Genomic DNA, 15965 nt, shown 5'->3' on the forward strand with positions numbered 1-15965 from the left:
CTTCAGGGGCACAGCACTCGTGCAGCTTTTGAATTCGTTCGCAGGTTCTGTCTCGTGGCATCAGCGTATGGATTTATGAAAACGTACTTCGCGGGCACACGATAGGGCAAACTGCTCTAGTTTTTGAGTGGTCCGTATGTGGCAGTCATCGTCATTCCATAAGCTTCTCCGACTTTGTAGTCGGGAATGAACCATTCGAAGTCCCAAGCTGGGTTTCCCTGTCCGCCGCCTGAAGGGGACTGGACCATGTAAAGGTTTTTGCTGTCAGGAAATGTTTGTGTGAAAGCCAGGTTGTCGCGAAGTCCGTAATAACTCGCCTCGGTGTAGACAAACTTTGAGCGATTCAGCACAAGAGTGAGCGGGAAGTCCTCGTTAACCTTTGGTAACCAGGTTGTTCCTTTTGCGACATGAACGGATTCCACACCATGTTGAGGCGTAACGGCTCGGATCATTCTGGGTGATCCACCGTCGACCGGTTCACCACGAAAGTAGATCGCTTTGTCCTCAGGGGCATTGATGTAGCTTGCCCAGAAAAGCCCGATATATCCGTGCTGAAAAGTCTCCGCTCGTGGGATGCACTCGAAAGTGTATTCAATTGTGCCGTCCTGCTTCAGATGATACCGGCCACAGCTTTCAAGTTGAAAGTTCCCGGTCGCAGGCTGATAAAGTTCAACGGTTGAGGCATCAATCACTCGCAATTCCATAGGGAACTTTCGTGGTTCGAATTTTTCGATCAGATTCTCTTTGGTTCCGTCGTGGATATGTTCAAAGTTAAGACCAGCGTAGCTTGCGACAAACAGGTTCTCTCCATTCTTGCGGTGCTTCAGCGATGCGATCCCATTGTAGCCCGCTTTATGTCCCGGCAATTCAGGGATGTCGACAGCTTCGTTGTCGACAATGATTGCTGTGATCTCCGCGGCCTTCAGCGTCACATGATGCTCCTTGGGAACGCGATATGTGACGGTCTTGTTGGTTAAGCTTGTTACGTTCTTCGCTGCTTGCGGATGTGCAGCCGAAGCGGAAATTGAAAGGGTGCAGCTGGCAATAGCAAAAAACAGTTTCACGATGTTCTCTCCCGTTCGTCAGTGTTGGCTTCGTTCTCTGTCACGGCTTCAATCTTCTGAGCTGCTGTGTACAGTAACCGAATAAGAAGACTGAGCATGACGAGTACGATCGTACCGATCAAGAACGGATTGTTCAGGAGTGATCGAAAGTCGACCGGGGCAGGCGGGATCGCTGTGAGATCACGCTCCAGTGGAGAACCGGTGGAAACGGTGACTGTCGGGATGTTTTTGGACAGGGCTGCCTCGATCGCGGCAGTGTCGAGTCTTTCCTGCTGATGAGTTTCATCCCCATAGAGCAGCGAATACTTCTGATTTGCTTCAGCGATGAAGACCACTTCATCGACGTTTCCGTACGCTTGAATTTTTTGGAACACCAACGGGGGACTGTCCTGGTTCTTGATGATCAGACGCAAGTGTCGATGCCGCGTTGGCTGAAATTTCAGAGAGAGTTGTTCTTCCTGGAGTTGTTGAAATTCAAACCGTTTCAATGATTGACTGGCAAGCTGATGAAGCTGTTCGGTCTCACCATTATGAGTTCCAACTTGAAAGAGCGTCGAACTTCGTTGGAAGTTTCGTGATGGCGTCTCGATGGAAATTTCCGTAAGCGGTTCCCCATTTGTGAAGATGTCGATCACGCTGTCCTGAGTCTCTTCGTCCTGAGAAATTTTCGTTTCAACGAGTTGATACGGATGGTCATCAATCACGTGATAGGTCGTTTTGATTTCATCTGTCCAGAGTTGGAGGCCATCGATTCGAAATGCTCGTTCCTCAATCGTCTTGCGAATTGTTTGAGAAAGTTCTTCATTGCCACGGAGCGTTTTTGTGAGTTCAAACAGTTGTGATTGTTGCTGGTTTGTTGGCTGATCGATGGTAATCAGGAATCGGCGTGCTGGTGAGCGCGCAATCGGGATGCGTACGTTTCTGACATCCATGAAGCGGGAATAATCAAAGATTACCGCGTCATTCACGATGTTCGTTTCTGTTCCTGAATTATCAATCGCGAAGACTTGAACGCTCTGCTCAAAATTCTTCAGAGGAGTAAGGATGGTGATGCCGTCCAGTTGTGGATCGTCCTTGTTGAGTTCGAAACGGATTTCGAGGCCAACCTCTTTAACAGGTTTGAGCGAGATGTTTTTTGCCGGCCATGTTTTAGTGACCTTGTGAGAACTCTCCTTCTTTTGTTTTCGAATCAGGAACGGGATCAGCTCTCCTGTTGAGTCCTGGATTGCGATGTCGTCCAGGGACTCTTGGGTCTTCTGATAAATATCGGAATCGAGAGGAACAGCTAGGAGTTCCTCCTCTTTGAGGGAACTTGTATCGATCTCGCGAGACCACTGAAGTCTCAGTTGATGTTCATCGCCAATTGCAGGACTGGCAATGAGCAGGACGAGCAGGAGGCACGTTTTATTCATGAGTCATTTCCGTGTTCTCGTCTTCAGTGATAAAGGTCGAACGATATTTCAAGTATAGGAAGGAACCACACAGCACGAGGATTCCGAGCAGGATAAAGGCGACGATACGATAAATCTGATCGAGCGAATCGAGGTCGAACAGAAATACTTTGAACGCCACAGTGACGAACAGAATCAGTCCGGTGTAGCGAGAGTTGCGGCGGTTTTGTTGAATTCCATGCAACAACATTGAGAGAGCAAAGACCGTCCAGAGGATTGAAATTCCACCCGCTCGTAAATCGGGGATGAAGTGATACAGGAAGGTGTTCAGCTCTAAAGTGGAAAAGACAAACAGTAATCCGGTCGCGATCCAGGAGAACTGTTGAGAAAGTGAGACGTCATCACTCTTTCTTCGAAAGAGAGTTCCGGCAAAGACGAGGAAGCCAATGATCACGCCAAAGTCGAGAAGCCGCATCAAGCCTTCTGCGGGATTGTACAGTTCTCCCTGATACAAGAAGTTCTGGTTTAAGTGCCAGGAGTTCAAGTCAAACAGAAAGAGTTTGAGCATTGTTCCAGCGATGAAACAGAACAGTACAGATTTTATGATTGAATTCGGTTTATTGAGAAGCTCATAAACAAGGAATAAGCACATCCCGACCCATATGACGGTGAGCATCGGCATCTTCATCAGTGGAAGAAGATCACCAAAGACGGTGTTGACCTCAAGGTGCAGGTAGAGAAACAACATCCCGATCCCGGAGAACATCGCCAGCCGCATCGCACTATTTTCACGGACCCAATCGGAGATGTCATTCGCTCGATCCATGATTTGATTTTCCTCTTCGAGATCTTTATTCAAAATCCGGTACGCGAGGCCAAACGAAGTGATCGGCAGACCGAACTGAATGAACCGTTCGAGCATCCCAAAGGCGTACTCGTTCCAGTCGAGGGGAGAACTGGTTCGGTCGAGGTAACTGTTTGGTAAGTCGACAAATCCAACGCGGAACAGAACAATTGCATACAGGGCATATGCAGCATGACGGAGGAAGTGGCTGTTCAACTTTCCAGCGATCCAAAGCACGACGAGAGCTTGAAGTGACCAACTCACCGTGATCCATTCTGATGAAAGCAAGATCGGCATCGTGATCGCAACAAAGAATGCAGACAACCCAAGAAAGCTGATCATCAATTCACGGTCAAGAACCTTCTTGATGAGGGCGTAGTAAACGTGAGCTGCATAGAAGACTGCCAGACCCAGAGAAATGCTGGCAACCCATTCACGAGTAAAAGCACCTTCAACCAACCAATATCCGATTGAGAAATAGAGGCCCGCGTTGGCGAACAGAACCAGGACATCGAGCAGATTCGATTTCTGTTTCATTCGCAGATTGTAAATGAAAACCATTGTCGAGAAGGTCGCGAAGTTGACTGTGAGAAACGGCATGACTTCCCAGAAGTTCGCTGTCTGGTAATCCTTCAACCCCATGATGAAAAGTGAGTAATGGCATGCTATTGCAAGATAACTGAGGAGCGGCCAGTCCCTCCATCGACAGACCGACAAAACACCCACAGCCAGGATCGTCATGTAACCGTATAAGCCCAGTAGGTTGACGTCGCCAGTCGAGAGAAGAATCGGTGTCCCGTATCCTCCGAGTACACCGATGATGGCGACCAGTAGAGAACGAAAACGAACTGCCACCCAACCGCTGAGCGTTGTTATGACAATCATGGCTGCGAAGGCGACTGGCATTTCCACCAGATGATAAAATCCGTGTGACGCAAAGGCCGCCAGATAGAGAGCGACAACACCGGCTCCCATGAGGCCCTGGCCGATGAGCCGGAACTGTCCTGTCAACAGTCGCGTTCCGCCAATCAAAAGACCAAGCCCAGCTACGACAGCCATTCCGACACGGCCAACTGGGCTGATCAAATCATGTTCGACGGAGTACTTCAAAAAGAATCCGATTCCGAAGACAAGCAGCAAGATCCCAAGACGTAACAGCCACTGGCTGGCAATTGCAAATTCAGTAGAGACCCCTTTGGGCATGTGCTCTTCACCGACAATGATCCAATTCCAGATTTTCCCCATGGCCTCTTTTGCAGTCGATTCGAACTGGCTTGGCTTACGTGATTGAGGCGGTGGAACAGGTTTGAAGGTCGCAACTTTAGGAGAAGTCGTTTTCTGTTCAGTTGGAGTTTCCTTGACGGGAGTTTCCTTGAGAGGTGATGAAGATGAAGTTGCCTCTGCTTTTGAGTGTTCGACTGGCCTGGCTTGCTTGGGGGGCTCTCGATCGGGGGCGGATTCACGAACTTGTGTTGGCGAGATATGTGTGGGGGGAGGTGTCGATTTCTGAGCATCTACTTCCTTGAGAGATGGCAGCTCAGGGGGATGGGAGAGCTGCCCATCGAAATGATCCCGCAGGTCATGAAGAGCTTTTGCCATTCGGCGTTCGAACGTTTCTTGATGTTCTCTGAGTGCACTGATTCGGGCCAGTATGATCAACGGAAGTACGAAGACGCCAATGAAAAGAATGAACGCCAAAAATGCTAGAAGTTCTTCCACGATTCGATTCCTCAAATGTGTCAATCTTAGCGTATGACCATACTCGACCACTCAGACTTACGCTCTCAGGCGAGAAGAATCGCAACAGGTCACGCGCAATTTTCTCATTTTACGATTGTTTTTTGAGCGAATTTCGCGTTCAGTTTCTCGAAAAAGAGCAGGTCTTTACATGGAAAGTACTCTTCGCGACTACAAGAGGGGGAAACTGATCCAAAATTCAGGAGAGTAGAGCCGATTGGTGTGGCGATCTGTTGCTGAGAACGATTATTACGACTTACCAAGTCTTCAAGACAGACGAGTAATCGGTCTTGAGTCAGGGCAAATCCCAGTTTTTGTGCTTGCGTACAGCCTCGTGATGGGCAGTCTCTGGAGTCAGGAAAGCGATCTTCACGGGCCCGAAAAGCATTGAAGATGCTCGACAGCAAATCCCAATTTTGGTGCTTATGTACAGCCTCGTGGTGGGCAGTCTCTGGAGTCAGGAAAGCGATCTTCACGGGCCCGAAAAGCATTGAAGATGCTCGATAGCAAATCCCAATTTGGTGCTTACGTACAGCCTCGTGGTGGGCAGTCTATGGAGTCAGGGAAGCGATCTTCTCGGGCCCGAAAAGCATTGAAGATGCTCGATAGCAAATCCCAATTTTGGTGCTTACGTACAGCCTCGTGGTGGGCAGTCTCTGGAGTCAGGGAAGCGATCTTCACGGGCCCGAAAAGCATTGAAGATGCTCTAGGAAACTCGTTCTTCGTTGGAAGGTTCTTCGCGGATGAGACGAAATGGAGCTTGATCGCCTGTGTTTTGGGGGTCGGGTTGTTGGGGGACTTCTTCGACGGTTGGCCAGGCGACTGGGCTATGGAGTTGGATGCGAATGATCTTGCGTTCTGTGGCTTCCAGGACCGTAAATTGAATTCCATTCCAGTCGAAGCGTTCCCCGGATTTGGGGACACGTTCCAGTTCTGAGAAGACGAGTCCACCAAGAGTGTCGAAGTCTCGGTCCTCAGGAAGTTCGAGATCAAACATATCGTTCATCTCGTCGATGTGCATTCTGGCATCGACTAAGAGCGTATGTGGATCGAGCCACTCGATGCGGTCGTCTTCATGCTCGTCAAACTCGTCTGCAATTTCCCCAACGATCTCTTCGAGGATATCTTCAAGAGTAACGAGCCCGGTGACTCCGCCATACTCATCAAGCACGATCGCCAGATGCAAACGCTCCTGCTTCATGCGGTTGAGCAACGTGTCGATGGAGTTCGTTTCCGGAACGTAAAAAGCTTCGCGGACAATTTCTTTTAATGAGGCTGCATCGTTTCCGTTTCCGATATGTTCCAGCAAATCTCGGGCATACAAGATTCCGATGATGTTGTCGGCAGAGCCTTCAACAACTGGGATACGCGAGTGTCCCGCTTCAAGAAGTTGAACTCGAGCTTCTCCCAGGGAAGATTCGGCCTGGATAGAAATAATGTCGGTCCGGGGAGTCATGACCGCGCGAACGTCTTCTTGGCGCAGTTCCATCACACGGTGAATCATTTTACCTGCGCGAGACTCGAGGATTCCTTCTCGTTCGCCTTCATCGACCACGCTTTGAATTTCTTCGGTGAGGGTTTCAATGTTCTCTGGAGTGGGGTCTTGTCGGCCTGCCATGCGGTGGACGAATGTGTCGACTCTTTGACTGACAGCCAGCAGTGGCTTCGAAAGGCGAATGGCGACAGCGATAACGGGCCAGGTGTGAAAGAGTAAATACTCAGAGACAACCCTGGAAATCGTCCAGGGGAAGACCCACAAGCAAATCCAGATTCCGAATGAGACCAGAGCGAGGTCTGACCAGATCATCGAATTGGTGATGACGTCGACATCGTGATAGCGTTCAATTGAACCGAGCAGCAGGGCGATGCAGAGCGTTACAAAGCGGAGTGTTTCGGCAACCTGAACTGCGACTTCGTCGTCACGAAGAATGATGCCGAAGCGATCGTCGTCCTTTTGAAGTCGACAGACGAATGCCAATCGAGAACGCAGAAAATTGCGCAGACTTTCACTGACGACTGAGAAAAAGATGCTCAGTAAAAAACAGCTGACAATGAGAATCGGATTGAGCACGATTAATCGATTTGTAATAGGATTCAGAGCGTCACCACGTTGGGGACGCAATCAAGGTTCGGAATAGATTCAATCAAGGCCGCGTGACCTCCATTAAAATATCTCTATGTGTAGTGTGGCGTGAGGTTCCAGAATTTCAAGATCGCTTGCTCTCGTTGCCGCATGATTGCTTTCTCTGAATCCGTTTGGTCGTCATATCCGCACAGGTGAAGTAGACCATGAACGATGTACAATCGTAATTCGTCAAGTGGATCCCATTGGTATGTCGTGGATTCGCGAATTGCTGTTTCCACGCTAATCACAAGTTCTCCGTCGAGGTGTGAATCTGATCCTTTGAGCAATGGCTCAGAATCCTCGTCTGTTGTGCCGCCGCTGGAATCGTAGAGGAAACTGATGACGTCGGTCGGATAGTCGTGTTGCAGGTGTTCCCGATTGACGGTGTGAATCGATTTGTCATCAATCAGGGCGACCACGATCTCTGCACTTGCGACGTTTTGTGCTGTCAACGTTTGGGTCACTGCGTCATGGACAAGAGAATCATGGACTGGCAGTAACTGTTGATTGTTTGACAGATGGATCTCGAACATCATTCTTTTTTTTGGCATCGGGGGCATCGGGGTATTTGATACGTCCGTGATAAATTCCGATCAGAGATTTAATCACTGAATCCTGAATCTTGCGGATGTCGGACATATTCAGTTTGCACTCGTCGAACTGGCCATCCAGGAGTCGTCGCATCACGATCCCATCGACGAGTGATTCGATCCGTTTTGGTGTTGGCTCGGTGAGTGTTCGGCATGCACTTTCACAGGCATCTGCAATCATCATCACGCCGGTTTCGGGCGTTTGTGGCTTGGGACCGGGATACCGGAAAGAAGCTTCTTCAGCGTCCGTTTTGTGGTCGGGTTGGCCTTCGACTTGCTTTGTCGCTTCCCGGAAGAAATATTCGACCAGAGTCGTCCCGTGGTGTTGTTCGATGAAGTCGATTAACGGCTGTGGAAGTCCATATTGCTTGGCTAAATCAACACCATCTTTGACATGCCCAATGATGATGAGTGTACTCATCGCGGGGTTGAGTTGATTGTGCAGGCTTTGTGAACTGTCTTGAATGTTCTCGATGAAATACTGCGGCTTCAGCATTTTGCCGATGTCATGGAAGTACGCGCCTACACGCGCGAGAAGTCCATTCGCACCGATTCGCTCGGCTGCTGTCTCGGCAATACTGGAGACAGCGATCGAGTGGTTATATGTCCCCGGAGCGCGGCGAACGAGATCTTGTAACAAGGGGTGGGAAGGGTCGCTGAGTTCGAGGAGCGTCATGTCGGTGACGACACCAAATGCGTTTTCGATAAACGGTAAACTGCCTGCGACGAGGTACCCCGCGACGAGACAGAGAACGGCTCCTTTAGCGTTCATCACCAGAAACTGTGTGTCCTGCAGCACTTCGCTGATCGATTGATTTTCGATGATGGCAATTCCACAACCCACGACAAAATAGGTGAGGGCGGAAAGCGAACTCGTTTTGATGAGCGTTGATCGCGAGGAAACACGTTTCAGTGGAATGATCGCAGCTGTGACCGTCGACATCAAAACCAGAAACTGATTGAACTGCCCGGTCGTCGACATGGTGAGTAACAGCGCCAGCGAAAACGCCGTGATGGTCGCCAGAATTTGATTGTAAGCAACTGAAAGCAGCAGGACCGTTGTCATTAAAGGGACGATCTCGGCACGGAGCGGATCAAACGAGACGATGCGACCAATGTAGGCTGTCGCGATAATGGCAACCCAGAACGTGATCAGGTAGCGTTCGTCATTAGCGATCCGGGGTTCATTCTTGATGATGTAAAAACCGTTGAGCAAGGTGAGTACAAGAATCATCACCAGGACGACGCCCATCCGCGTCAGTCGGGCTCCGTTTCCGATTTCTTTCTCAGCTGCTTTATACTCATCCTCGAGCAACGCCAATCTCTTTTCATCGATCACTTCTTGAGGGTTGACGAGCAGATCCCCCTTCATGTATCGCTCAAGTCGAGGGTCGACCTGATCGCGAGCGAAGGCTTTTTCAGTCGTTGTTGCAGCTTGGTCGTAGCGTAATGTGGGCGAGACTCGCTCAAGAAGCCAGTTGACGATCGCTGGCCGGATTTGCGGTTTCAGGGTATGGAAGATTTCCCATGAGTAACCCATTTGCCCCGCTTCATTCAATTGATCCTGCAGGCGAACGCGAGGCAGAAGGACAGTACGCCCGGTTTCGAGGTCGTCGTCCTCTTTGACAATCAACAGCCGTTTGTCGGGAGTGATATCTCGCTTGCGGACGACTTCGGCAGAGATGATGCCAGTATCCATGATCGGTTGGATGAATTCTCCAAATTCATCGACCATCGATTCGATACGGGTCTCCGCCATTTTCATATCTGGGCCGACAATCGCAGCCCGGAGGATCGCAAAGCGTTCTTTGGGGGAACCGACATCGTACCACTCGGCGGCCTGGATGTTTTTCTCTTCGTCGGTGGCCGGGTCAATCAGTCCGAAGTCACTTCGTGTGCGTAAACTGACCTGGTCGACAGATTGAACAGCAGCGAGTTCTCCCAGTGACGCTCGCAGTTCTTCCGGGAGTGATTCTAAAGCTCGTGGGTTATTTCGAAACACGAGTGGGACGGCATCTTCAGCCCGTTGCTTGGCGAGTTCGGTCCCTTCGACATCGATTCGTTCAAATTCGATTTTGGCGGCGATGCCATGTTCAGCGTAGTCACCTTGTCGATACGAAAATGGGGCTTTCCAAGATTGGAGCGCGACCATCAATAAGACGATCGCAACCATCGATATTCCGAATCGAAGTTGCAAGCTTTGATTGTGGAGCAGATTCAGCAGGCGCGAACGGAGCGTTTCCGGACGGCTTAGACCGACCGATTTTGAAACGCGACGACGTTTTTGACCTAAACCAAACATGGCAATGTCCTTGTTATGATGAATTCATAACAAGTGGTTCCTTCGTTTATGATTTCGAGATTCGATTGGAGTGAGACGGTTGTTCGTATGCCTGCACGATTTCTCGGACCAATCGGTGCCGGACAATATCCGAACCTGAAAGTTCCACGACGCCCACACCTCGAATCTGACCGAGACGGCGGATTGCGTCGTCAAGTCCTGACTGGACGTCTTCGGGCAAATCGGATTGTGTGGCGTCTCCAGTGACGACAATCTTTGAACCTTCTCCCATGCGGGTCAGGAACATTTTCATTTGGGTGATCGTCGTGTTTTGTGCTTCATCAAGAATGATGAAAGTGTCGTTGAGAGTCCGACCTCGCATGAATGCTAACGGGGCTATCTCGACGACATCGTTTTCCATATACAGGCGGACCTGTTCGAAGTTGAGCATATCGTTCATGGCATCGACTAACGGACGCAAGAACGGATTCACTTTGGCCATCATGTCGCCAGGGAGGAAGCCCAGCTTCTCTCCAGCTTCGACAGCCGGTCGTACAAGCACAATGCGGCGGACCTTTTCGGAACGTAGAGCATTCAAAGCCATCGCCACTGCGAGATAGGTTTTCCCACAACCGGCAGGGCCTTTGCAGAAAATGAGATCTTCTTTGCGGATCTTGTCTACGTACTCCTTCTGTCCTTCCGACTTGGGTTGGATACGTTTGGCTTTTTCAAACAGGTCGATGGATTCGGCAGTGACGGGGACTGTCGTATTTCCCCGCTCCAGGATTCGACGAACAACGGCCTCGTGAGCAATTCCATCTCGTTTGATGGTCTCCCGAAGTTGTTTGAAGGCACCGGTGGTGCTTTCAACTTGTTCATCAGTCCCCTCGAGAACAATTGTATCCCCACGTAGCACGATTGTTGCACCGAGGGATTCTCGAATTTGGCGGAGATGGCTGTCACCTGGTCCAAAAAGCAGGCGCGCTTCATCAGAATGAAGTAATGGAATTGTCGCAGTCGCGTGGGACATTCAGTTGGCCAATAAGAATTTCACAGACAGAACAGGGCACAATGCAGCCGTTTACGGAACTTCCTGAAATCAAAAAGGTCTCTTTGAACTCAGGGATGTCTTAGAGCGGGTGTCATAGGATTCGGTTCACTGAAAACGACCAGGAATTGGGGGGCATCGAAGAAAATAGGAGCTCCTTTCGATGTGTGTTCAGTTTTGTTCCCCAGTCGCACGTATGGGGGGTCTGTGGTCTCGGGAGCCTCAACAAATTGGAGACATCAAAGTTCGACGCGACAACTGGAATTTTATCCCCTCTTCATGAGGTTGGAAAGGAGCTTTCATGGAATTTGAACAGATTGGAAACCGACTCAAGATCCACGCCTCTGGAGATTGACAGCCTCGATCCGGGTTGCTCTCAGCTTTGGCATCCAAGATGGCTTATTTGAGTTTTGCACTCATTGAACATTTTCTATGCGTGACGTTCCCATGATGGAGTGATATGACGATAAAAAAATGGCACGGTCGAAGTTCGACCGTGCCACCTGGGCTTTTAACATTCTCGTCAGTTGAGTGCAGTCTTGTCAGTGAGAGTCGACTGCATTGATTGAATTGGTGTTCGCGTTCTGCTTCTTGGCGAACTGCAATTTTACGGAGTGGCGATGTTTCCGTTGAAATCGCCAGCTGCGTTCGATGTGGATGTGTTTGGCGAAACTGTGCCCGTGACTGTTCCACCTGCAGTTGTGTTGTAGTCAAAAGCGGTGTTGCCGGTCGCGGTGTTGTTTACGAAGTCTCCTGTGAAATCGTTACCGATGTCGAAGAAGATTCCATCGTCGCCGTTCATGTTGGCTGTGTTGCCAAGCATGGCGTTCATTACGTCGCCCACATTTCCAGTGAAGTCGTTGTCAGCTTCGACAAAGATTCCGACGAGGTTTCCGTTGGCAATGTTCCCGGTGAGATCACTGTTGATGTCTAACAGGTTGTCGATGCGAATCCCGGCCAACCCGTTTCCGTTTCCAGTGTTGCCAGCGACATCCCCGACGAAGCTGGTGAACAGTGGTAATCCGGTTACATGAACACCGTTCAGGTCGTTATTGTTCGCACGGTTATTTGTGATGTCTCCCGTGATTGTTCCTGATGGTGTCGCAACTGTGAGCCCATGCCGATTATGGTGGGTGTCGTTGTTGTTCACTGTTGTGAAGATGTCACCGTCCGAAACGATTTGGATTCCGAAGTCAGCGTTTCCGGTTGCCATCATGCCGTCGACTCCAGCGGTGTTGCCATCGACAATGAGGGAACTCATTGCTGTCCCGATGGAAACTCCCTCGACAACAATTCCGCTCCCAACGATCCCGGTACCGTTTCCGTTGGCGATGTTATTGAGAATTGATCCGCGAATATTTTCACCACGAATCCAGATTCCATTTTCTCCGTTACCGTTTCCGGCGAGGCCAGCGGTGTTGTTGGAGATGATTGAGGTGACGTCACCAACGTTATTGCCATCTGAATCGGCAGTGATGACGATTCCGTTCATCGCATTTCCGTTTGCAGTATTGTCATCGATCAAGCCTGAGATGTTGTTCGCTGCGGTGATCACTAACCCATTCGAGGTCGAGCTATGTGATGAGATGTTTTCGGTCACCTCGCCCAAGACGTTTTCCCCACTAATGAAGATCCCGTCGCCCCCATTTCCGTCCGCCATCATCATGGCATCGAAGCCGACAATATTGTTCGAAACGTCAGCGTTGAAGTCACCTGTCCCGTCTCCATCGGCATCTGCCTGAAGCTTGATGCCGCTGCCACCGTTGCCGAAGGCAAGGTTGTTGTCGAAGAGGCCATCGATGTCGTTGTCAGCTGCAATTGAGAGACCAGTCAGGTCGTTTCCGGAGAATGTGTTTCCGGTCACCTCACCATCGAAGTCTCTACCTGCGAAGATTTCCGCACCATCTTCGTCGTTGTTGACAAACGTGTTTGTCGTGAAGTCGGCAAGTATGTCGCGACCGGCATCAAGCTGGAGGCCATCGCTGTCCGGATCGTGGTTATCGTTGTCGAAGGAGTTCATGGTAAAGCTACCGATGAAGTCTCGACCAGCAGTGATGTCGGCACCATCGTTGTCGTTGTTGTCAAAGCTGTTCATCGCGATTGTGGCGAAGATGTCACGGACGGCATCGAGTTCAAGGCCATTGTCGCGATCCTGGTCGTCAAAGTTGTTACCAGTGATCATTCCCATGAAATCTTGACCAGCGTTGATGTCAGCACCATCTTGCCAGTTGGAGGTCAAGCTGTTGTCAATAATGTCGACGGCAATGTCATTGTCAGCATTAATGACGAGTCCTGAGTTCCCGTTGTTGTCAAAGAAGTTGTCGCGAATCTCACCTGTGACATCGCCCATCGCTCCGCCGTTGGCCTGAATCAGAACGCCATCGTCGCCGTTGCCATCTGCGGTGTTGTCGGTGATCATGACGTCCGCACTGGTGCCGGCGATGACCTGAAGACCTTCTGAATCATTGTCGTTGAGCTCGTTGTCCCTGACGATGACAATCGCTTCTGCACCAGAATCGATTTCAAAACCTTCGCTGTCATTGTTGTTGATGATGTTCCCGATTGCGGTCACGTCAGCGATGTTTCCGGCGTTGATATCCAGGCCGTCCTGATCGTTCATCATAAAGATGTTATCGACAAACTCAGCGACGACATCGTTGCCCGCGTCAATACGCATCCCGTCATTACCGTTCAGGCTGGCGATGTTCCCTTTGATCAATCCGGTGAAGTCGTTCGCGGCGTCGATCAGGATTCCCTCCTCATCGTTGCCACCAGACAGGTTGCCGATGATGTCCAGGAAGATGTTACTGGCGGCATCGTTTGATTGAATGAAGATACCGGGATCGTTGCCATTAGTGGTGTTGTTGGAGATCGCTCCGAGGATGTCACCCATGCCGTTGGAAACAACAGAAATTCCGTCGCCCAGGTTGGCGTCAGCTGTGTTGTCGTCAATGAAGACTTCCGAATCGATATCGCCATTGAAGATGACTGAAATGCCATCGATTCCATTGAGATTCGTTGTGTTATCGGTGATCGTCAGGATATTGCCTGCCAGGACATTGTCGACTTCGACAGCGAATCCATTTTCAACGTTTTCGTTGGCAGTGTTGTCGATAATGCTTCCAGAAATCGTCATGGCGTCGAGATCAAGGCCGTTCTCTCCGCTCTTGCTGAGCGTATTGCCCATGACGAGACCGCTGAAGTCGCCGGTTCCGTCAATGTCGATCCCGTCTCCCATGTTTCCGGTGATCTCGTTCCGTAGGAAGTCGACAGCGATGTCGACTCCGTGGAGATTCACACCGTCATCGCTAAATCCGGAAATCGTGTTGTCGACGATTCTGCCCGACACAGTGGCGAGGCCGCTTGAATCAATTTCGATGCCATCTTCTGCGCCTAAGATTCCAGCGATCATGTTGCGATTGATGTTGTAGGCGGTCACATCCGAGCCGAAGATCGCGGCGTTGTTGTCACCAGAAGCAACAATTGAGAAGCCGGAGACTTCATTGTTATTGGCCAGGGTGATGACGTCGATGCCCGGAGCACCGGAGATCATCGCAGGCATTCCACCAAGGTCTGTTTCAGGAAGTTGAATCAGACCAAATTCGGTTGTGTCGACCTCGTGGAAGATGTGAGCGGAAAGCAAGCGTTGACCATCATTCAGTGCGATGGTTGTCATCGGGGCAAACGTGGCATCAGGGTCGGCCAGAATGATATCGACGAAATCGCCATCAGCTTCCATAAGTCCAGGAGCGGCGACGATGTCATCCATGTAGGCAACTTGAACCACAGAAATCAAATCGCCTGTATCGGGATTTGAGGCAAGCAGGTCAGGTGCAGCGTTTGTGTAATTGAGGACAGGAGCGACTTGACGACGTTGGACACGTGACCACAATCGCGATTCGACAGTGTGGCTGCGAGAATCGACATCGATGTTTCGTCCACCAAAGTACATGGAGACCCCACCGAAGACCGTGGTGTCGAAGAGGTTGTCGCTGGAAACATTGATGTTTCCAGCGATGTTCGAGGTGAACCATGTTTCGACACTCCCGCTGACGCCCCACGTGCTGGGACCGCCGCCAGCAGACAGGTAATAAGCTCCAGCACCGACTTCTGTGCGAACTTCGTAGAACTTACGGGCGATGGAGAGGTCGAATCCATCAAGTGCTTCGTCGAAATTTTCAGTTTGTGTCGCCAAGCGAATATTTTGCACCCCCATCGAAGCACCGGCTTCCGGAACATAGTCCGGTCCGCCTGGGATCGCGAATGCAGTCCGTCCGTTCGATTCTCGGCCATCCACACTGAAGAATGCGTTTGATCGAACTGCCCAGTCGTACATCAGTGCTTCCGCACCAAAGCCGAGTGTTGAGAAGTTGTGATCGACGAATCCATTACTGTACTCTCGGTAGTTGTAGTAGGCGTTTCCACCGAGGACTGCAGCGCCGACATCCTGACGGTAGCCAAGGCCGACATTTCCACTCCAGTTTCCAGAGTCGTAGTTGACGTTTCCGCCAGCATCGATGAACAGAAGACTTGAGCTGTCTTCAAAGACGGAAATAAATGCCCCCGTCCGTTGGTAGCCGCGCCGCACGCCCGGTTGGTTTCCGACTGAGCTTTGAGATTCAAATCGGACTGGAGAATCTTGCAGGAAGTTCCAATCAATATGTTCTGCCTGTAGAGATGATCCAAACATTGCAGCGGATGCGAAGGCTGCTGCGGCAAATGCTTTCAGTGACTTCATACTTGGACGAAACGTCATGTTTCTTTCCCTTAGGAGTCTCGAATCTCTGGCTCAACGGCTAAGCCCTTTAGAGTATCTTTCGAACTGGTTTGCAGGATCTGCCTCGTGGCGAACAGCGTTTTTGTTAGAGAAATGCGTTCTACACGG

General features: G+C 50.4%; 8 protein-coding genes. All 8 read right to left on the reverse strand.

All coding sequences use genetic code 11. From position 1 onward, the window contains the following. Window positions 1-116: 116 nt before the first annotated feature. Entirely contained in the window at window positions 117-1064 is a 948-nt protein-coding gene (locus Mal48_RS03780; protein ID WP_145196276.1) for a hypothetical protein, read from the reverse strand. Beyond that, entirely contained in the window at window positions 1061-2476 is a 1416-nt protein-coding gene (locus tag Mal48_RS03785) for a hypothetical protein (protein ID WP_145196278.1), read from the reverse strand. Before Mal48_RS03785 ends, Mal48_RS03780 begins: the two co-directional genes overlap by 4 nt. Then, entirely contained in the window at window positions 2469-5018 is a 2550-nt protein-coding gene (locus tag Mal48_RS03790) for a DUF2339 domain-containing protein (RefSeq protein ID WP_145196279.1), read from the reverse strand. Before Mal48_RS03790 ends, Mal48_RS03785 begins: the two co-directional genes overlap by 8 nt. A 724-nt stretch (window positions 5019-5742) precedes the next feature. Further along, a complete protein-coding gene (locus tag Mal48_RS03795; RefSeq protein ID WP_145196281.1) occupies window positions 5743-7014 on the reverse strand; it encodes a hemolysin family protein in 1272 nt (423 codons plus the stop codon). A gap of 197 nt (window positions 7015-7211) precedes the next feature. Continuing rightward, entirely contained in the window at window positions 7212-7721 is a 510-nt protein-coding gene (ybeY, locus tag Mal48_RS03800) for an rRNA maturation RNase YbeY (protein ID WP_145196283.1), read from the reverse strand. Then, a complete protein-coding gene (locus Mal48_RS03805; RefSeq protein WP_145196285.1) occupies window positions 7645-10053 on the reverse strand; it encodes an HD family phosphohydrolase in 2409 nt (802 codons plus the stop codon). Before Mal48_RS03805 ends, ybeY begins: the two co-directional genes overlap by 77 nt. A 46-nt stretch (window positions 10054-10099) precedes the next feature. After that, on the reverse strand, window positions 10100-11062 hold the full coding sequence (locus tag Mal48_RS03810; protein ID WP_145196287.1) for a PhoH family protein: 963 nt from the start codon (window positions 11060-11062) through the stop codon (window positions 10100-10102). A gap of 625 nt (window positions 11063-11687) precedes the next feature. Continuing rightward, window positions 11688-15836, reverse strand: a complete 4149-nt coding sequence (locus tag Mal48_RS03815) for a right-handed parallel beta-helix repeat-containing protein (protein ID WP_145196289.1) — start codon at window positions 15834-15836, stop codon at window positions 11688-11690. Window positions 15837-15965 lie beyond the last annotated feature (129 nt).

Source organism: Thalassoglobus polymorphus (assembly GCF_007744255.1).
Taxonomy (GTDB): domain Bacteria; phylum Planctomycetota; class Planctomycetia; order Planctomycetales; family Planctomycetaceae; genus Thalassoglobus; species Thalassoglobus polymorphus.